The organism is Actinocorallia libanotica, assembly GCF_039525175.1.
Classification (GTDB): Bacteria; Actinomycetota; Actinomycetes; order Streptosporangiales; family Streptosporangiaceae; genus Actinocorallia; species Actinocorallia libanotica.
Genome location: NZ_BAAAHH010000005.1, coordinates 124,877 through 142,082 on the forward strand (window position 1 = coordinate 124,877; position 17,206 = coordinate 142,082).

General features: G+C 71.0%; 20 protein-coding genes. 12 read left to right on the forward strand and 8 right to left on the reverse strand.

Features of this window, described 5'->3' with window-relative positions:
• The first annotated feature begins 14 nt into the window (after positions 1-14).
• The gene (locus ABD140_RS09010; RefSeq protein WP_344238774.1) at positions 15-425 is read left to right on the forward strand and encodes a VOC family protein; all 411 of its coding nucleotides are present in this window, start codon (positions 15-17) and stop codon (positions 423-425) included.
• 24 nt (positions 426-449) lie between these two features.
• Here ABD140_RS09010 and ABD140_RS09015 read toward each other — a convergent pair whose 3' ends face one another.
• The gene (locus tag ABD140_RS09015; RefSeq protein ID WP_344238776.1) at positions 450-1,112 is read right to left on the reverse strand and encodes a DUF899 domain-containing protein; all 663 of its coding nucleotides are present in this window, start codon (positions 1,110-1,112) and stop codon (positions 450-452) included.
• A 96-nt stretch (positions 1,113-1,208) separates the two neighbouring features.
• Between ABD140_RS09015 and ABD140_RS09020 the strand changes: the two genes are divergently transcribed.
• The gene (locus ABD140_RS09020; RefSeq protein ID WP_344238778.1) at positions 1,209-1,673 is read left to right on the forward strand and encodes a winged helix-turn-helix transcriptional regulator; all 465 of its coding nucleotides are present in this window, start codon (positions 1,209-1,211) and stop codon (positions 1,671-1,673) included.
• 9 nt (positions 1,674-1,682) lie between these two features.
• On the opposite strand, the gene ABD140_RS09025 is transcribed toward ABD140_RS09020, so the two are convergent.
• Genes ABD140_RS09025 through ABD140_RS09035 form a run of 3 tightly spaced genes read right to left on the reverse strand, consistent with a single transcriptional unit; the run spans position 1,683 to position 4,641 of the window.
• Positions 1,683-2,507: an ABC transporter ATP-binding protein gene (locus ABD140_RS09025; protein WP_344238779.1), complete on the reverse strand. Its 825-nt coding sequence runs from the start codon at positions 2,505-2,507 to the stop codon at positions 1,683-1,685.
• On the reverse strand, positions 2,504-3,583 hold the full coding sequence (locus ABD140_RS09030; protein ID WP_425544088.1) for a FecCD family ABC transporter permease: 1,080 nt from the start codon (positions 3,581-3,583) through the stop codon (positions 2,504-2,506). Before ABD140_RS09030 ends, ABD140_RS09025 begins: the two co-directional genes overlap by 4 nt.
• On the reverse strand, positions 3,580-4,641 hold the full coding sequence (locus ABD140_RS09035) for a FecCD family ABC transporter permease (protein ID WP_425544089.1): 1,062 nt from the start codon (positions 4,639-4,641) through the stop codon (positions 3,580-3,582). The genes ABD140_RS09030 and ABD140_RS09035 overlap by 4 nt, the downstream gene beginning before the upstream one ends.
• A gap of 50 nt (positions 4,642-4,691) precedes the next feature.
• Here ABD140_RS09035 and ABD140_RS09040 point away from each other — a divergent pair, with 50 nt between their 5' ends.
• Positions 4,692-6,014 carry an RNA-guided endonuclease InsQ/TnpB family protein gene (locus ABD140_RS09040; RefSeq protein WP_344238783.1) on the forward strand — a complete coding sequence of 441 codons (1,323 nt, stop codon included), beginning with the start codon at positions 4,692-4,694 and terminating at the stop codon, positions 6,012-6,014.
• Here the strand turns inward: ABD140_RS09040 and ABD140_RS09045 are convergent.
• Both ABD140_RS09045 and ABD140_RS09050 read right to left on the reverse strand, forming a co-directional pair.
• Positions 5,972-7,009: an iron-siderophore ABC transporter substrate-binding protein gene (locus ABD140_RS09045; protein ID WP_344238785.1), complete on the reverse strand. Its 1,038-nt coding sequence runs from the start codon at positions 7,007-7,009 to the stop codon at positions 5,972-5,974. The genes ABD140_RS09040 and ABD140_RS09045 overlap by 43 nt on opposite strands.
• A gap of 229 nt (positions 7,010-7,238) precedes the next feature.
• A complete protein-coding gene (locus ABD140_RS09050; RefSeq protein WP_344238787.1) occupies positions 7,239-8,012 on the reverse strand; it encodes a helix-turn-helix domain-containing protein in 774 nt (257 codons plus the stop codon).
• 85 nt (positions 8,013-8,097) lie between these two features.
• On the opposite strand from ABD140_RS09050, the gene ABD140_RS09055 reads away from it, so the two are divergent.
• The gene (locus tag ABD140_RS09055) at positions 8,098-8,730 is read left to right on the forward strand and encodes a pyridoxamine 5'-phosphate oxidase family protein (RefSeq protein ID WP_344238789.1); all 633 of its coding nucleotides are present in this window, start codon (positions 8,098-8,100) and stop codon (positions 8,728-8,730) included.
• Positions 8,731-8,752: 22 nt separating this feature from the next.
• On the opposite strand, the gene ABD140_RS09060 is transcribed toward ABD140_RS09055, so the two are convergent.
• Positions 8,753-9,493 carry a dienelactone hydrolase family protein gene (locus ABD140_RS09060; protein WP_344238791.1) on the reverse strand — a complete coding sequence of 247 codons (741 nt, stop codon included), beginning with the start codon at positions 9,491-9,493 and terminating at the stop codon, positions 8,753-8,755.
• Between the two features lie 353 nt (positions 9,494-9,846).
• Here ABD140_RS09060 and ABD140_RS09065 point away from each other — a divergent pair, with 353 nt between their 5' ends.
• The gene (locus tag ABD140_RS09065; RefSeq protein WP_344238793.1) at positions 9,847-10,305 is read left to right on the forward strand and encodes a MarR family transcriptional regulator; all 459 of its coding nucleotides are present in this window, start codon (positions 9,847-9,849) and stop codon (positions 10,303-10,305) included.
• A gap of 123 nt (positions 10,306-10,428) precedes the next feature.
• Complete coding sequence (locus ABD140_RS09070; RefSeq protein ID WP_344238795.1) at positions 10,429-11,049, forward strand: L-threonylcarbamoyladenylate synthase; 621 nt, start codon at positions 10,429-10,431, stop codon at positions 11,047-11,049.
• A gap of 118 nt (positions 11,050-11,167) precedes the next feature.
• Here the strand turns inward: ABD140_RS09070 and ABD140_RS09075 are convergent, their stop codons facing one another.
• Positions 11,168-11,644 carry a nitroreductase family deazaflavin-dependent oxidoreductase gene (locus tag ABD140_RS09075; protein WP_344238797.1) on the reverse strand — a complete coding sequence of 159 codons (477 nt, stop codon included), beginning with the start codon at positions 11,642-11,644 and terminating at the stop codon, positions 11,168-11,170.
• A 108-nt stretch (positions 11,645-11,752) separates the two neighbouring features.
• Here ABD140_RS09075 and ABD140_RS09080 point away from each other — a divergent pair, with 108 nt between their 5' ends.
• The 6 genes from ABD140_RS09080 (at position 11,753) to ABD140_RS09105 (ending at position 17,150) form a co-directional block, all read left to right on the forward strand.
• Positions 11,753-12,454 carry a TioE family transcriptional regulator gene (locus ABD140_RS09080; protein WP_344238799.1) on the forward strand — a complete coding sequence of 234 codons (702 nt, stop codon included), beginning with the start codon at positions 11,753-11,755 and terminating at the stop codon, positions 12,452-12,454.
• A gap of 183 nt (positions 12,455-12,637) precedes the next feature.
• A complete protein-coding gene (locus ABD140_RS09085) occupies positions 12,638-13,480 on the forward strand; it encodes an undecaprenyl-diphosphate phosphatase (protein WP_344238801.1) in 843 nt (280 codons plus the stop codon).
• Between the two features lie 156 nt (positions 13,481-13,636).
• Positions 13,637-14,083 (forward strand): phage holin family protein, encoded by a 447-nt coding sequence (locus tag ABD140_RS09090; protein ID WP_344238803.1) that lies wholly within the window; start codon positions 13,637-13,639, stop codon positions 14,081-14,083.
• The gene (locus tag ABD140_RS09095; protein ID WP_344238805.1) at positions 14,080-14,784 is read left to right on the forward strand and encodes a DUF3618 domain-containing protein; all 705 of its coding nucleotides are present in this window, start codon (positions 14,080-14,082) and stop codon (positions 14,782-14,784) included. Before ABD140_RS09090 ends, ABD140_RS09095 begins: the two co-directional genes overlap by 4 nt.
• 19 nt (positions 14,785-14,803) lie before the next feature.
• A complete protein-coding gene (locus ABD140_RS09100; protein ID WP_344238807.1) occupies positions 14,804-15,829 on the forward strand; it encodes a YihY/virulence factor BrkB family protein in 1,026 nt (341 codons plus the stop codon).
• Positions 15,830-15,884: 55 nt separating this feature from the next.
• Positions 15,885-17,150, forward strand: a complete 1,266-nt coding sequence (locus tag ABD140_RS09105) for a serine hydrolase domain-containing protein (protein WP_344238809.1) — start codon at positions 15,885-15,887, stop codon at positions 17,148-17,150.
• The last annotated feature ends 56 nt before the right edge of the window (positions 17,151-17,206 follow it).

Sequence of the window (17,206 nt, forward strand, 5' to 3'; positions counted from 1 at the left end):
GTGAAGGAGCCCGTATGCAACTGTCCAGCCTCTACCCCGTCATCTGCAGCTCGCGGATCCAGGAGGCCCGCGACTTCTACACCGGCCTGATGGGGTTCGAGACCACCTTCGAGGCCGACTGGTACGTCAGCCTGCGCCGCCGGGAGGAGCCGAGGTACGAGCTCGCCCTGCTCGACCACACGCACCCGACGCTGCCCGAGGCCTACCGCGCGCCCGTCCGGGGACTGCTGCTCAACTTCGAGGTCGAGGACGTGGACGCGGAGTGGGAGCGCCTCGTCGTCCGCGGCGGCCTGCGGCCCGAGCTGGAGCTGCGCGACGAGGACTTCGGGCAGCGGCACTTCATCGTCGCCGACCCCGACGGCGTCCTGATCGACGTGATCACCGAGATCGCGCCCACCGAGGAGTACGCCGACCGGTACGCCTGACGGGCCGAAGGGGGCGCCCGGCCGTCAGGGCCGGTCGTCGCCGTACTCGTCGTGCAGGCGCCACCACTGGTAGGGCGGGGTCTGCGGCCGGCCTTCGGGGGAGTCCTCCCAGGTCTCCTGCCTGCCGAACGGGGTGAGGTCCAGGAAGGTCCAGTTGCTGCCGAGGCGTTCGACGCCTCGCCCCGTGGTGAAGTAGGTGCGGTACACCTCGTCGCCGTCGCGCAGGAAGACGTTGAGCGCGAACCCGTCGCCGGCCCCGACGTCGTCGTTGAAGTCGCCGCCCAGCGAGGAGAACCACGGGAGCGTCCAGCCCATGCGCTTCCCGACCTGCGTGATCTCCTCGATCGGGCCGCGCGACACCAGGGCCAGGGAGACGTCCCGGGCGTGCAGGTGGGCCGGGTGCCCGATGTTGTCGACGAACATCGCGCATCCGGAGCAGACGTCGTCGAGGCCGTGCCACATGAAGCAGTAGGTGATGAGCTGGCTGCGCCCGTCGAACAGGTCGAGCAGGCTCGCGGGCCCGTCGGGGCCCTGGAAGCGGTGGTCCGCGTCGACGCGGACCATCGGCATCCGGCGCCGTTCGGCGGCCAGGGCGTCCAGGGCGCGGGTGAGCTCCTTCTCCTTGGCCAGGAGGGCCTCCCGGGCGGCGTGCCAGTGGGGTTCGGAGACGATCCGGGGTCGGTTCACGGCTGGACCTCCAGTTACTTCCTTGAGGAAAGGGACTGGGGCGGACTCTACCCCAGCAACTTTCTTCAGGGAAGTGACTGGCCGTAGACTGCTCCCATGCAGCGGACCCGGTTCGGAGACATGGCCTGTTCGATCGCCCGTACGCTCGATGTCATCGGGGAGCCCTGGTCCCCGCTGATCCTGCGCGACGTCTACGTCGGCATGGGCCGCTTCGAGCAGCTCCAGCGCGACCTGGGCATCTCCAGCAAGGTGCTCGCCGAGAGGCTGAAGTGGCTGGTCGGCCAGGGGGTGCTGGAGCGCAGGGAGTACTCGAGCCGGCCGCCGCGCCATGAGTACGCGCTGACGGCCAAGGGCGAGGAGCTCTGCGACCTGCTCCTGGTGATGGCGCGGTGGGGGGATCGCTGGACGGCGGGCGAGGCGGGCCCGCCCGTGCTCCACCGCCACCGCGCCTGCGGCCGGATCGGCCACGCCGAACTGCACTGCTCGGAGTGCGGCGGGCCGATGGCCGCCGCCGACGTCGACGTGCTGCCCGGACCGGGAGCGCGGACCGGCGGAGGCTGAGCGGCCCGGTCAGTCCCGGGCCGCGGCGGGCCGGGAGAGCACGTGGTGGCGGCCGATGGGCAGCATCAGGGGGCGGCCGGAGACGGGGTCCTCGATGATGCGGCTCTCCAGGTCGAAGACCGTGCGGACGGTGTCCTCGGTGAGGACCTCGGCGGGCGGACCCGCGGCGTGGAGGCCGCCGCCGGCCAGGGCGATGAGGTGGTCGGCGTAGCGGGCGGCGAGGTTGAGGTCGTGCAGGACCATCACGATGGTGGTGCCGCGGTCGCGGTTGAGGTCGGTCAGCAGGTCGAGGACCTCGACCTGGTGGCTGGCGTCGAGGAAGGTGGTGGGCTCGTCCAGCAGGAGCAGGTCGGTCTGCTGGGCCAGGGCCATGGCGATCCAGACGCGCTGGCGCTGGCCGCCGGAGAGCTCGTCGACGGAGCGGTCGGCGAGCTCCGTCGTCCGGGTGGCCTCCAGGGCCGCCGCCACCGCGACGTCGTCCTCGTGCTTCCACCGGGAGAAGAGGCCCTGGTGGGGGTGGCGGCCGCGGCCCACGAGGTCGAGCACGGTGATGCCCTCGGGCGCGACCGGCGACTGGGGGAGGAGGCCGAGCGTGCGGGCCAGCTCCTTGGCCGGCATGCGGTGCACCTCCCTGCCGTCCAGGACGACGCGGCCCCCGCGGGGGGAGAGCAGCCGGGACAGGGAGCGCAGGAGCGTCGACTTGCCGCAGGCGTTCGCGCCCACGATGACCGTGATCTTCCCGGGCGGGACGGCCAGGTCCAGGGACTCGACGACGGTGCGGTCGCCGTAACCGAGCGTGAGGTGCTCGGCCGTCAGGGAGTGGGACGTGGTCACAGCGCGCCTCCGGCACGGTGGGTGCGGACGATCAGGTAGACGAGGTACGGCGCGCCGAGGACGCCGGTGACGACGCCGACCGGGTAGCGGACGTCGAACGCGAACTGGCCGGTGAAGTCGGCGACCAGGACGAGGAGGGCGCCGACGAGACCGGCGGGCACGAGGAGGGAGCCGCCCGTGCCGATCAGCCGGGCCGCGATGGGACCGGACAGGAACGCCACGAACGCGATCGGGCCGGCCGCCGCCGTGGCGAACGCGATCAGGCAGACGGCGGCGACGATCACCAGGACGCGGGTGCGTTCGACGCGGACGCCGAGGGCCGAGGCGGTGTCCTCGCCGAGCTGCATCATCGACAGGTCGCGGGACAGGGCCAGCAGGGCGGGGGTGAGGACGGCCATCGCCGCGAGGGCGGGCAGCGTCTGCTCCCAGGTCACCCCGTTGAGGCTGCCGGTCAGCCAGCGCGTGGCCTCCTGGAGGTCCCATTCGGCGGCCCTGGACAACACGTAGGAGGTGACGCTCTCCAGCATCGCGGAGATGCCGATGCCGATGAGGATGAGCCGCGTGCCGACGACGCCGTCCCGGAACGCCAGGACGTAGATGAGCAGGGCGACGGCGAGGGCGGAGACGATGGCGAGGGTCGACACCTGGGTCCCGCCGAGGGACAGCGACACGATCGCGACGGCCGCCGCGGCGCTCGCGCCCCAGCTGATGCCGATGATGTCGGGGCTGGCCAGCGGGTTGCGGAGCATCGTCTGGAAGGTGACGCCGGCCAGGCCGAAGCTGAATCCCGCGACCACGGCGAGGACGGCCCGCGGCAGCCGGAGCCGCCCGACCGTGAAGGACGCGCCCGGCACCTGCTCGCCCAGGATGACGCCGATGACGTCGCGGGGCGGGTAGAACGTCTGCCCGAACATCAGGGTCACGGCGAACCCCGCGACGACGAGCACCGCCAGCGTCAGCATGACGAGGCGGCGCCGGGAGGCACGCCGGCGGCGGCCGCGGGCGACGTCCCGGACCACGGAGTCCAGGTCGCGGGCGGCGGACTTGGGCGGGCGGGTGGCGGCGGGGGCGCTCACAGCTCACGCACCTTCTGACGGCGGACGATGTGGATGAAGAACGGGGCTCCGATCAACGCCGTCACGATGCCCACCTCGATGTCCGAGGGGCGCGCCACGACCCGGCCGACGACGTCGGCGGCGGTGAGCAGGGCCGCGCCGACCAGGGCGGAGAACGGCAGCATCCAGCGGTGGTCGATGCCGACGAGCAGGCGGCACGCGTGCGGGACGACGAGCCCGACGAAGGCGATCGGCCCGGCGACGGCGGTCGCCGCGCCGCACAGCACGACGGCGCCGAGGGCGGCCACGGCCCGGATGACGGCGACGCGTTCGCCGAGCCCGGCCGCGAGTTCGTCGCCCAGCGCGAGCGAGTTCAGGCCCCGCGCGGACAGGAGGCACACGACGATGCCGACGACGAGGAACGGCAGGACCTGCCCGATGCGCTCGTAGGACGCGCCGCCGACCCCGCCGATCTGCCAGAGCTTGAAGCTCCCGGCGATGTCGTTGCGGGGCAGGACGACGGCGCTGACCAGGGACGCGAAGGCCACCGACGTGGCGGTGCCGGCGAGCGCGAGTTTGAGGGGCGTGGCCCCGCCGCGCCCGAGGGATCCGATGGTGTACACGAACACCGCCGAGACGGCCGCCCCCGCCATCGCGACCCAGATGTACGCGGTCGGCGACGTGAGCCCGAGGAACGCGACGGCGGTGACGACGGCGAGCGACGCGCCCATGTTGACGCCGAGGATGCCCGGGTCGGCCAGCGGGTTGCGGGTCACGCCCTGCATGACGGCGCCGGAGAGGCCGAGCGCGGCGCCCATCAGCACCGCGAGCAGGGTGCGCGGTATCCGCTTGGCGACGGCCGCCTGTTCGAGTGTGTCGTCCGCGCCGCCGAGCGCCGCCCACACGTCGGCCCAGGCGACGTCCCGCGAGCCGAGCGCCACGGAGGCCACCATCAGCGCGGCCAGGACGAGGACCGAGACGAGCAGCCACAACACCCGGACACGCGCCGGACGCCGCACAAGGGCGGCGTCCGGCGCACGTCTGACGTCGGACGCCGTCGTCACTTGGCCTCCCACCATGCATCAGAAGTAGTCATATGAATACGTAGAGTTGATATAGGCTTGGCGCTATGGCGACGCAAGGCAGCTCCGAACATGGTGCTGGTAGCGCTCGGTATACCTACCGGCTGCGTGTCTCGACTATGGCTGAGCGGGCACTGCTGGCTGAGTGGGGCCGGTGCCGGTGGGTGTGGAACGAATGCGTCGCCCAGTCCAAAGCCGTGTATGCGACAGGCGACACGTGCGGTCCTGCGAAGCTGGACAAGATGCTGACCGGCTGGCGCGCCGAACAACGGTGGCTGCGTAAGGGCGCGTCGGTGCCGCAGCAGCAGACCATCCGCGACTTCGCCAGATCTCGTGCCAGGGCGATCAAGGACATCGCCAACCGGGTTCCCCTGCACCGACGGTCGGGGATGCCTCACTTCAAGAAGAAGAACGAGGCCGAACCGACGCTGAACTACACCCGGCGCGGGTTCCGCCTCACCGGTGGACGTCTGCTCGTGGCCGGGGGAATCTCCCTGACCGTGGTGTGGTCCCGGGCCCTGCCCGCTGCTCCCACTTCGGTGCGAGTCCACCGCGACTCGCTGGGGCATTGGTACTGCTCGTTCGTCGTGCCCGCGCAGGTCGAGCCGTTGCCCGCCACCGGGCAGGTGATCGGAATCGACTGGGGTGTGTCCATGATCGCGACCACCACCAGCGACGAGTACGACCTTCCCCATCCCCAGTACGGCAAGAAGGCCCAGGCCGAGCTCAGCCGCTATCAGCGGATGATGGCCCGTCGGAAGCCCTCTCGAGGGCAAAGGGCATCCAGAGGCTACCTGCGCGCTAAGAAGCAGGCCGCGAAGATGCATAAGAGAGTGGCCGCACAGCGACGGGACACCGCCCGCAAATGGGCCAAGAAAATCGTGCGCGACCATGATGCGGTCGCGGTGGAGGACTTCCGCCCGAAGTTCCTGGCCAAATCCACCATGGCGCGCAAGGCCACCGACGCGGCCATCGGCGCGACCAAGACGGCGCTGATCGAGATGGGCTGCAAGCACAGTCGAGCCGTCCGCCTGGTGGATCCGGCGTATACCACGATGGACTGTGGTGATTGCGGTACGAGAGCCAAGCACCGCCTGCCTCTGTCCGAACGCACTTACACCTGCACCGCGTGCGGGGTCTCCCGTCCCAGAGACAAGAACTCCGCGCATGTGATGCTGGTCCGGGCTGGTTTGAACCCGGCTGGTGACGACGGCGTAAGTCCTCCTGCCCCGGTGGGGCAGGAGGCCGCCCGAGCCAGGAATCCTCGCGGTTCTCATGGCGGGAGGGGGCTCATCCGAGAGCCCTCTCCCGCCAGGGAGGGGAGCGATCAATTGACCTTGTCCGCGGCCTCGGCGAGGGCCTTGACGTAGTCCTCCAGCACCCACGTGATCGACAGGGGGGTGGGGTTGGCGGCGGTGCCCAGCGGCTTGGTGTCGGGCAGCAGGTAGACCGAGCCGCGCTCGATGGCGGGGATCTTCGACAGCAGCGGGTCCTTGCTGATCTTGTCGAGCAGTTCGCCCTTCTCGTCGCCGTATCCGGTGATGATGTCGACGTCGTCGAACATGTCGATCTGCTCGGAGCTCACCGTCAGGCCGAACTTGTCGGTGTCCTTGGACGCCTCGGTGATGCTGTCCGCGATCTTCAGTCCGAGGTCCTCGAAGAACAGCGTGCGGGTGTCGTGCGTGGTGTAGAAGCCGACCTGGCTCACGTCGTTGGGGTCGAGGTGGGTCATGAACATGACCGACTTGTCCTTGAGCTGCGGGTACTTCGCAACGACCTCGGTGATGTCGCCCTCGATGTCGGTGATGAGCTCCTCGCCCTTGTCGGCGAGGCCGATGGCCTTGCTGTTCAGCCGGATGATCTCGCGCCACGGGGTCGCCCACGCGGCCTCGGGGTAGGCCACGACGGGGGCGATCTGGCTGAGGGTGTCGTAGTCCTGCTTGGTCAGGCCCGAGTAGGCGGCGAGGATGACGTCGGGCTTGGTGTCGGCGACGCCCTCGAAGTCGATGCCGTCGGTCTCGTCGAAGAGGACGGGCGTCTCGGCGTTGAGCTCGGTCAGGCGCTCCTTCACCCAGGGCAGGAGGCCGTCCTTGTCATCGTCGCCGAAGTTCGCGGCGGCCATGCCGACCGGGACGACGCCCAGGGCCAGCGGCGCCTCGTGGTTGGCCCAGTTGACCGTGGCGACCCGCTCGGGCTTCTCCGGGATCGTGGTCGTGCCGAGCGCGTGCTCGATCGTGAGGGGGAAGGAGGCGCTCGCGGCGCTGCTCTTGGTCTCCTTCTCGGCCTCCGACGAGTCGCCGCAGCCGGCGAGGCCCACGAGGAGGGCAGCCGCGGCGAGGATGCGAAGGCTGTGTGGCCGCTTCAATCCGTACTCCACTCTCAGAATTCCGCCGGCGCCGGTCCTCGTACGACTGGATCGCGGTCCTGCGTTCGTGGAGCGGTACACCGTCCTACGGCAGGTCCCACCTAGTTAGGTAAGCCTTGCCTTGGTCGAACCTTAGGAGAAGTGGGCGAGTTGTCGCAATCGGTCTTTTGGGACATCCCTTGTAGCAATCGGGACATGAAGATCGACGAGTCGGCTTCGCACGGAGGCCTCAACGGGCACGGAACGCCCCCGGCGTCAGGCCCGTCGTCCGCCGGAAGGCCACGCCGAACGCGCTCGCCGAGTGGTAGCCGACCTTCTCGGCGACGGCCTCGACCTCCCAGCCGCGGGTGAGCAGCCCGACCGCGTGCTGGGCGCGCACCGCCGCGACCCAGCGCGCGAAGCTGGTGCCCGTCTCGGCGTTGAAGGCGCGGGTGACCGTGCGGCGGCTCACGCCGAGGCGGGCCGCCCAGTCCGACAGGGTCCGCTGGTCGCCCGGGTTCTCCTGCACGGCGTCGGCGATCGGGCGCAGCAGGTCGGAGGTGGGCATCTGCAGCAGGAGCTCGTGCGGGGAGGGCGTGAGCACGTCGAGCACCATCGCCTCGGTCACCGTGCGCGAGGCGTCGGGCAGCGCCGTGTCGGCGAGCCGCTCCAGCAGCAGCCGGAGCAGCGGGGTGATCTCGACGGCGACGGGCGTGTCGGAGAGCGAGGTCATGGTGCCGAAGCCGAAGAAGCTGGCGCGGCACAGGGTGCCGGCGATCGCCGAGCCGGAGTGCAGGACGCCCGCCGGCATCCACAGGCCCAGGGAGGGCGTGACCGTCCAGACCCGCGGCCCCACCACGGCCGTGGACGTGCCGCGCTCGTTCCAGAGCAGCTCGTGGAAGGGGTGGGAGTGCGCGTTCCAGGTGGTGTCGTGGGCGATGGTCTCGCTCCAGCCCAGGATGACGAACGGCATCTCGACGGGTCCCGCCGCGAGGGCGGGCAACGTACGGGTCTCCCTGGTCATAAGTGCACACAGTAGGGCGTAAGGGACTCCCTTTCGTCCGAGTACCTGCGGAGACCTCCGGTAAGGCCTGTCTTATATTTGGCGCGTGAATCTTTCCGAGATCCGTACGGTGGGCACCGAGGCCGAGCTCCGGGCGATCGTGCAGGAGCCGTCGCAGGTCATGTGGGACAAGGACATCGGCCGGATCGACGAGCACGCGCGCACCCTCATCGCGCACTCGCCGTTCGTGCTGGTGGCCACCGCGAACACGGACGGGACGTGCGACGTCTCGCCGAAGGGCGACCCCGCCGGATCGGTGCTCGTCCTCGACGACCACCGCCTCGCCATCGCCGACCGCCCCGGCAACCACCGCGTCGACAGCTTCCGCAACATCCTGCGCAACCCCCGCGTCGGCCTGCTGTTCCTCGTCCCCGGCATGAACGAGACGCTGCGGGTGAACGGCCGCGCCATCCTCGTGTCGGACGCGCCGTTCTTCGACGACCTGGCCGTCCAGGGCAAGCGCCCCCGCCTCGCGCTCGTCGTCGAGGTCGAGGAGCTGTACATGCACTGCGCCAAGGCCCTCCTGCGCTCGTCGTTGTGGAAGCCCGAGACCTGGCCCGACCGCAGCGCCCTGCCCACCCTGGGCCAGATCTCCAAGGACCAGCTCCGCCTCAAGGACATCCCCGCCGAGGAGATCGACAAGGGCCTCGACCTCGACGCCGCCACGAACCGCTACTGACTTCCGGGCCAGCGCCGTACGGTCAGCCGCCGGGCTTGAGGTGGCGGGCGAAGAACGCCTCGATGCGGGCCCAGGCGTCGGCGGCGGCCGCGGGCTCGGGGCCGATGTTCGCGACGCGGGTCAGCGGGCGCAGGAGGCGCGGGGCGTTCTCGGCGTCGTTGAGGAAGGAGTGCCCGGCCTCCGGGTACTCCTTGACGTCGTGGGGGACGCCCGCACGGGTGAGGGCGTCGTCCAGCTTGGCGGCGGCGCCCTTGAGGCTGCGGTCGCGCGCTCCGTAGCTGGCCACGACCGGGCACGCGCCGGCCAGGGCGCGGTCGAGGTCCCTGGGCAGGATGCCGTAGTTGGCCGACACCGCCTCATAGCCGCCGTTGTTCGCGGAGAGGAGCGCGAAGGCTCCGCCCATGCAGAAACCGATGAGGCCGATGGCGCCGGTGCAGTCGGGACGGGCGGCCAGCGTCCGGCGCGCGGCCTCGATGTCGGCGTGGGCACGGCCGCGGCCGGACACCATGGCGAGGAAGGTCGGAACGAGGCAGCGGCGTTTGCCCCCGTCGCTGTACAGGTCGGGCAGAAGCGCGAGATAACCGGCCTCGGCGAGCCGCTCGGCCTGGCGGACCATGACCTCGTCACTGCCGAAGACCTCGTGGACGACGACCACTCCGGGCCACGGCCCCGGACCTTCCGGACGCGCAAGATGCCCCGTCAGCCGCGCGGAGCCGTTGAGCCCGGCGCTCATCTCGCTCAGATCCACGATGGTGTGGGCCACGGTCTCCTCCAAGGGGTCGGACGGGAGCGATGCGGGTCTGGACGGTCAGCGGCCGACGACGCCGACCCGGTGGCCGCGCCGGACGGGCTCCCGCGCGATCTCCTTCCCGATACCGGAGGTGGCACCGGTGACGAGGCTGGTCTTCTCGTGCATGGTTCTCCTTCGGTCGGTCCGGAAGACGTGCCGTGTCCATGTCTACAGCGTTTCGTCCATGATCGCCGATCTCCGTCCGGCGCGACCCGGCCGGGTTCGCGTCCGGCCGCCGGAGGGCCTCCCGCGGTGTTGACTTCAAGGAAGGTTGAAGTTCTACCGTCGGGGGTGTTCGGTTTCGGCGACGCGAAGGAGAGGCCGTCATGGCGTTCAAGGAGTACACGGTCGAGGAACTCGCCGCCCAGCCCATCGGGTACTGGAGTTCGGAGACGGGGCGCAGGGTGGTCGGCGCGCTGCGGGAGCAGCTGGCGGTGGAGGGGCTGACCCAGCCGCACTGGTGGACGCTCAACCATGTGGCGGGGGCGCCCGGGACGTGGACGCGCGCCGCGCTCTCGCGGAAGCTGATGCCCTTCGACGACCTGGGGACCGACTTCGACGGCGTCTACGACGATCTGCTCTCCCGCGGCTGGATGCGGGAGGACGCCGGGCTGCTGGCGCTGACCGAGGAGGGCGAGGCCGGCCGGCGGCGGGCGAGGGAGCGCAACCTGCGGGTCCACGAGCGGACGCACGAGGGCGTCACGGCCGCCGAATACGCCGCGGCGGTGAACGTCCTGCGCCGCATGGTGGGCAACCTGGGCGGTGACAGCGACCTCCCTCGATGAGGCGCGGCGCTCTGGCCGTCGACTTCGGGCGGCCTGCTCCAGGAACCTCAAGAATTTTGGAGGTTTTGGACATCTTCGGGAGGGCGGGGTGCGAAACGTTCCAGGCCGCCTAAGCTCCGATGCATGGCGAAGTATTTCGATGTGCATCCGGACGACCCGCAGCCCCGGGCGATCCGCCAGGCGGCGGACCTCATCGTCAAGGACGGGCTGGTCGTGTATCCGACGGACTCGTGCTTCGCGCTCGGGTGCCGGCTGGGCAACAAGGAGGGGATCGACCGCATCAGGGAGATCCGCCACCTCGACGACGGCCACCACTTCACCCTGGTGTGCAAGGACTTCGCGCAGCTCGGCCAGTTCGTCCAGATCAGCAACGCCCTGTTCCGCTCCATCAAGGCGGCGACGCCCGGCGGCTACACGTTCATCCTGCCCGCCACCAAGGAGGTGCCCCGCCGCCTCCTGCACCCCAAGAAGAAGACCGTCGGCGTCCGCATCCCCGACCACGCCGTCGTCCAGGCCCTCCTCGCCGAGCTCGGCGAGCCCATCCTCTCCAGCACCCTCCTCCTCCCCGGCGAGGAGGAGCCGATGACCCAGGGCTGGGAGATCAAGGAACGCCTCGACCACGTCGTCGACGCCGTCATCGACTCCGGCGAGTGCGGCTCCGTCCCCACCACCGTCGTCGACCTCTCCAGCGGCGAGCCCGAGATCCTCCGCAAGGGCACCGGCGACCCGTCCCTCTTCGAATGACCGCTCCTCCGCGCCCGCCGCCCCGCCGGACGCGGGACGGCGGACGCGGACGGCAGGCGCGGGACGGCGGGCGCGGCCGCCTGCGATGGGGCGGCGGGCCCGGCGGCTCCCGGGGCTTTCAGCGGGGGACGAGCTCCACGAACGGGATCAGCTCGCGGCCGACCTGCTCGTAGTCGGCGGCCGTGCCGTCGACCCGGATCCCGCAGGCGTTCATGAGGCGCCGGGCCAGCCGGGGGTGGAGGGCCGCGTACTCCGTCATGGCCCGGCCCGACCGCGCGGGGTCGAGGGGTCGGGCGGTCGCCGGGTAGACGCGGCGGCCGATCTGCACGGTCACCTCGGGGTTGCTGGTGATGTTGCGAAACCACTGGGAGCCGCGGCCGTAGCCGGAGGCGATCCGGACGACGTCGCCTTCCCTCCCGGTGACCTCCAGGACCACGTGCCGGACGGCTCCGCTCTTGCGCCCCACGTGGCTGAGCCGCAGGAACCGCCCGCCCAGCAGCCATCCCAGCCTCGCCCGGTAGAGCACGAGCGGCATCCGCGCCATCGCCTTCTTCCACCCCACGGGCGGGGGCGTCTCCTTGATCTTCTCTGCCACACTCCCCACCTTCCCACCGGAGGCGGCGGCCGGCACCCGTTCCCGTGGCCCGTTCCGGCGCCGTGGCCTACCTTTGATCACGACGCAGAACCATCCGTGAGACTTGGTATGAGCGAACGCAGACTCCGTCCCGTCGACCTGGCCAGAGAGCACGGGATCTCCACGCAGGCCGTCCGGAACTACGAAGAGGACGGGATCCTGCCGGCCGCCGAACGCAGCCCGTACGGCTACCGCCTCTACCGCCCCGTGCACGCCGAGGCGCTACGGGCGTTCCTCGCGCTGGTGCCGGGCCACGGCCACCAGGTGGCGGCCGACATCATGCGCGCCGCGAACCAGCACGACCACGAGACGCTCTTCCGGCTGGTCGAGCAGAGCCACGCCCGCCTCCTGGCCGACAGGCGGACCCTCGACGCCGTCGCGAACGCCCTCAGCGACCTCACCTCCCCGGACGTCCCGCCCCTCACCACCAAGGACCTGCACATCGGAGCGGTCGCCCGCCGTCTCGGCGTACAACCGGCGACCCTCCGCAAATGGGAGAACGCCGGAATCCTCCACCCCGAACGCGACCGCGCCACCGGCTACCGCACCTACACCGCCGCCACCGTCCGGGACGCCCACCTCGCCCACCAGCTCAGACGAGGCGGCTACCTCCTGGAGCAGATCGCGGACGTCGTCGAGAAGGTCCGCACGGCCGGCGGCATCGCGCCCTTGGAGTCCACCCTCGAAGACTGGCGTTCCCGGCTCAACTCCCGAAGCCTGGCCATGCTGAAGGCCTCCGCCCGCCTGGCCGCCTACCTGGAACACGGCTGACGACGCCACCGAACCCGACCACCGCAGGGTCCGCCTCCCCCGATCTGGACTGTCGTTACCTGTACATCTCCCGATAAAGCGCCGTACACCGTCCGCACACGGGGCGGGGGATACGGTTCCGGGTCATCCCGCCGGACCGGACGTCCGAGAGCGGGCTCGGTCCTGGTGGGGAGTACATCGTCAATGTCGTGGTTCGAAGCGGTGGTCCTGGGTCTGCTGCAGGGGTTGACCGAGTTTCTGCCGATCTCGTCGAGTGCGCACCTCCGGGTCTTCTCGGCGCTGGCGGGGTGGGACGATCCGGGGGCGGCGTTCACGGCGGTCACGCAGCTGGGGACCGAGGCGGCGGTGCTCATCTACTTCCGCAGGGACATCGCGGCGATCATCAGGGCCTGGACGTCGTCGCTGGTGAGGAAGGAGCGCCGCGGGGATCCGAACGCCCGGATGGGGTGGTTCGTCATCGCGGGCTCGGTGCCGATCTGCGTGCTGGGGGTGACGTTCCAGCACGGCATCGAGACGGCGCTGCGGGACCTGCGGGTCATCGGGACCACGCTGATCGTCTTCGGGATCATCCTGGCTCTCGCCGACCGGTACGCGGCGGCGCGGCGGCCCCGGCCGCTCGGTGAGCTGACGCTGCCGCACGCGCTCGGCTACGGGTTCGCGCAGTCGCTGGCGCTCATTCCCGGGGTCTCCCGGTCGGGCGGGACGATCAGCGCGGGCCTTCTGCTGGGCTACGGCAGGGAGGCGGCGGCGCGTTTCTCGTTCCTTCTGGCGATTCCGGCGGTGCTGGCGTCCGGGACGCTGGAGCTGTTCGAGATCGGCGAGGGTCCGGCGCCCGCGTGGGGGCCGACGCTGCTGGCCACCGTCATCGCCTTCGTCGTCGGCTACGCGGCGATCGCGTGGTTCCTCAGGTACATCTCCACCCACACGTTCACGCCGTTCGTGCTCTACCGGGTGGCGCTGGGCCTGCTGATCCTCGGCCTGGTGGGGTTCGGGGTGCTCGGCCCGGACGCGGGCGCCGTCGAATAGATTCCGCCCCCGGTTAACCCGTTTATGGCTTCTTTAAACATTAAGTCCCGCAATGTGAAGTATATGGCGGTGCTGGTTTATCGGGCTCTGAACGGGAACGGCTGATGTACGGCCGCCTCACGCGGTCGGTGATCGTCAACGGGGAGGCGAGAAGACATGACCGAAGGAGCCCAGAGGCGGGCCGCCGGGGCATGGGCCTGGCCGGAGGAGCGGCAGCGGGAGGAGCCCGGGACCGGCGAGCTGATCCAGCGGGCCACCGACCAGCTCTCGGAGCTGGTCCGCGCCGAGATCCGGCTGGGGATGGCCGAGGTCAAGGACAAGGGCAAGCGCGCCGGCGTCGGCGCGGGGCTGCTCGGCGGCGCGGGACTCGTCGCCGCCTACGGGGTCGCGGCGGTGCTCGTCGCGGTGGTCGCCGCGCTCAGCCTGGTGCTGCCGCTGTGGGCGGCCGCCCTCATCGTCGGGGCGGTCCTGCTGCTCGTGGCGCTGGGCCTGGGCCTGCGCGGCCGCAAGGAGGTCACCGAGGCCGTCCCGCCGACGCCCGAGCGCGCCGTGGCCAGCACCCGCAGGGACATCAACGAGATCAAGGAGCGAGCGCACCGATGACCAACCACCCTGGTGACAACAACGGCTGGAAGCCCGTCGCGTCCGGGAGCACCCGCTCGGGCGCCACGGCGCTCAGCACCCAGACGGGCGGCAAGACCTCGACGAGCGGCAAGGCCTCGACGAGCGGCAAGCCGGAGCACGCCGAGAACGTGGACGAGCTGCGCGAGGACATCGAGCAGACCCGCCGGGAGCTCGGCGACACCGTGGACGCGCTCGTGGCGAAGACCGACGTGAAGGGCCGCGCCCAGGAGCGCGCCCGCCAGGTCAAGGTCACCGCGCAGGAGCGGCTGCAGACCGCGCGCGGCCGGGCCGAGGAGCTGGGCACCCAGGCCAAGGCCAAGGCCATCGCCCCCGAGAACGCGCCCAAGGTCAGGGGCGGCGCCGCCGCTGCCGCCGGGGTGGCGGCCGTGGGCGCGGCCCTGTGGATGCTGCAGCGCCGGCGCCGCCGGCCCAAGTCCTCCTGGGAGCGGGCCGTCTGCGCGGTGCGCGACGCCGCCGAGCGGGCCCGCGGCCCGGTCGGCCAGACCGTCAACGCCATCGCCACCAGCGACGTCACCGTCCGGACCGTGGAGAAGGCGCGGCAGGCCGCCGCGGCCCCCGAGGCCAAGCCCCGCGCCGAGGGCGCGGGCGCGACGCTGGGCACCCTGCTCGTCCTGACCATCCTGCGCCGCGCCGCCCGGCGGATGCCGGACGGGAGGTGACCGGCGGACCGCCATGCTGATGGACGACACGAGGAAGCAGGGGGAGGCTCCCGACGGGCCGACTGAACTGCCGGGATCATCCTGGTGGGGAGCGGTACGGCGTACCTTCGGGGAGTACAAGAAGGACAACATCGGTGACTGGGCGGCGGCCCTCACCTATTACTCCGTCCTGTCCATCTTTCCCGGCCTGCTGGTGATCATCTCCCTGGTGGGGATGGGCGGCGCGTCGGTCACCGAGGGCCTGACCAAGAACCTGGAGGACCTGGCGCCCGGCCCGGTGCGCGAGATCCTCGCCAAGGCCCTCACCGAGCTCCAGAGCGCCCAGGTGGGCGCCGGCCTGACCGCCCTCATCGGTCTGGTGCTGGCGATCTGGTCGGCGTCCGGGTACGTGGCGGCGTTCATGCGCGCCTCCAACGTCGTCTACGACGTGCCCGAAGGCCGCCCGATCTGGAAGACGCTGCCGATCCGCGTCGGCGTCACGCTGGTCACGTTGGTGCTGCTGTCCACCTCCGCGATCGCCGTGGTGGTGTCCGGCCCGCTGGCCCGCCGGGCCGGCGACGTGATCGGCCTCGGCTCCGCCGCGGTCAGGACGTTCGGCATCGTCAAGTGGCCCGTGCTGCTGCTGATCGTCAGCTTCCTGTTCGCCCTGCTGTACTGGGCCTCCCCCAACGCCAAGCAGGGCTTCCGGTGGGTCACCCCCGGCGGAGTCCTGGCGATCCTGCTCTGGCTGGCGGCCTCCGCCGGGTTCGCCTTCTACGTGGCGAACTTCTCCTCGTACAACAAGACGTACGGCAGCCTCGCCGGGATCATCGTGTTCCTCGTCTGGCTGTGGATCTCCAACATCGCGATCCTGCTCGGCGCCGAACTCAACGCCGAGCTCGAACGCGGCCGCGCCATCACGACGGGGCACCCCGCGGACGAGGAGCCGTACGTGGAGCTGCGCGACACCCGGGCGCTCGACGAGGACGAGATGCCGGGCCACGACGAGTGCGCGGACGACGAAGCCGATCATCGCACGCGGTACAGGGACGACTCCCCAGGGTAATGGGGTGTTCGGGGCGGAAACCCGTCCCGAGCACTCGGGGGAGAGGTGGCGCGAGATGGCGCGCGGGTTCAGGTACCGGAGCCTTCCGGCGGCGGTGGCGCTCGGCCTGACGGGACTCGTCGCGGCGTGCGGCGGACAGGCCGGACCGGTGGTCGAGCGGGCGGGGCTCGGGGTGCTCACCCCGAGCCCCGTGGCCGACCCCCTCTCCGCCCCGGTCACCGAGAAACTCGACAGGGCCGTCAACGAGGTCATGCGGGAGACGAAGGCGCCCGGCGCCATCATCGGCCTCTGGATGGGCGACAGCTCCTACGTACGGGCGTTCGGCGTCTCCGACAAGGCGACGAAGGAGCCGATGGCGGCGAACCTCTTCATGCGCATCGGCAGTGAGACCAAGACCTTCACGGTCACCGCGCTCCTGCGCCTGGTCGACCAGGGCAAGGTGAAACTGGACGACCCCATCTCCCAGTACGTTCCGGGCGTGCCGAGCGGGGAGCGCATCACCCTGCGGCAGCTGGCGGGGATGAAGAGCGGCCTCTACCCCTACACCTCCGACGCGGGCTTCCAGAAGGCGATGCTCGCCGACCCGAAGCGCGCCTTCAAGCCCCGGGACCTGCTGGCCTACTCCTTCGGGCACCCGCTGGTCTTCCAGCCGGGCGAACGGTTCGAGTACAGCAACACCAACACGGTCCTGCTCGGCCTGGTGATCGAGAAGGCCGGCGGAAAGCCGCTGGCGGAGTTCATCCGGCAGGAGGTGCTGGTCCCGGCGAAACTGCGGCGCACCCTCTTCCCCAAGGGGACCGAGTTCCCGCGTCCGCACGCCCACGGCTACACCACCCAGTCCGCCGACGGGAAGCCCACCGACGCCACCGGCTGGAGCTCCTCGTGGGCCTGGGCCGCCGGAGCCATGATCTCCACCCTGGACGACCTGCGCACCTGGGCGCCCGCCCTGGCCACCGGCACCCTCCTGTCGACCGGCACCCAGGCCGAACGCATGAAGGGCGCCTACGAGCCGTTCCCCGGACTGCGCTACGGCCTCGGCATGTTCGAGGTCCGCGGCTGGCTCGGCCACAACGGCTCCCTCCCCGGCTACCAGACCGTCACCGTCCACCTGCCTTCCGAACGCGCCACCCTCGTCGTCCTCACCAACACCGACGCCCAGCACGAGGGCCGCGACGTCGGCACCCTCCTGGCCCGCGCCGTCACCCGCGTCGCCACCCCGGACCACGTCTACACCCTCCCCGCCACGCCGTCGGCGTCCCCGACGGCGGCGGCCACGCCCACGACCTCGGCCTCGCCCGCGGCGGGCCGGACCGGCGACTGAACCCAAGGGGGAGCCCCCGCCGTACAGGGAGTGGGCGGGGGCTCCGGGGGCGGACG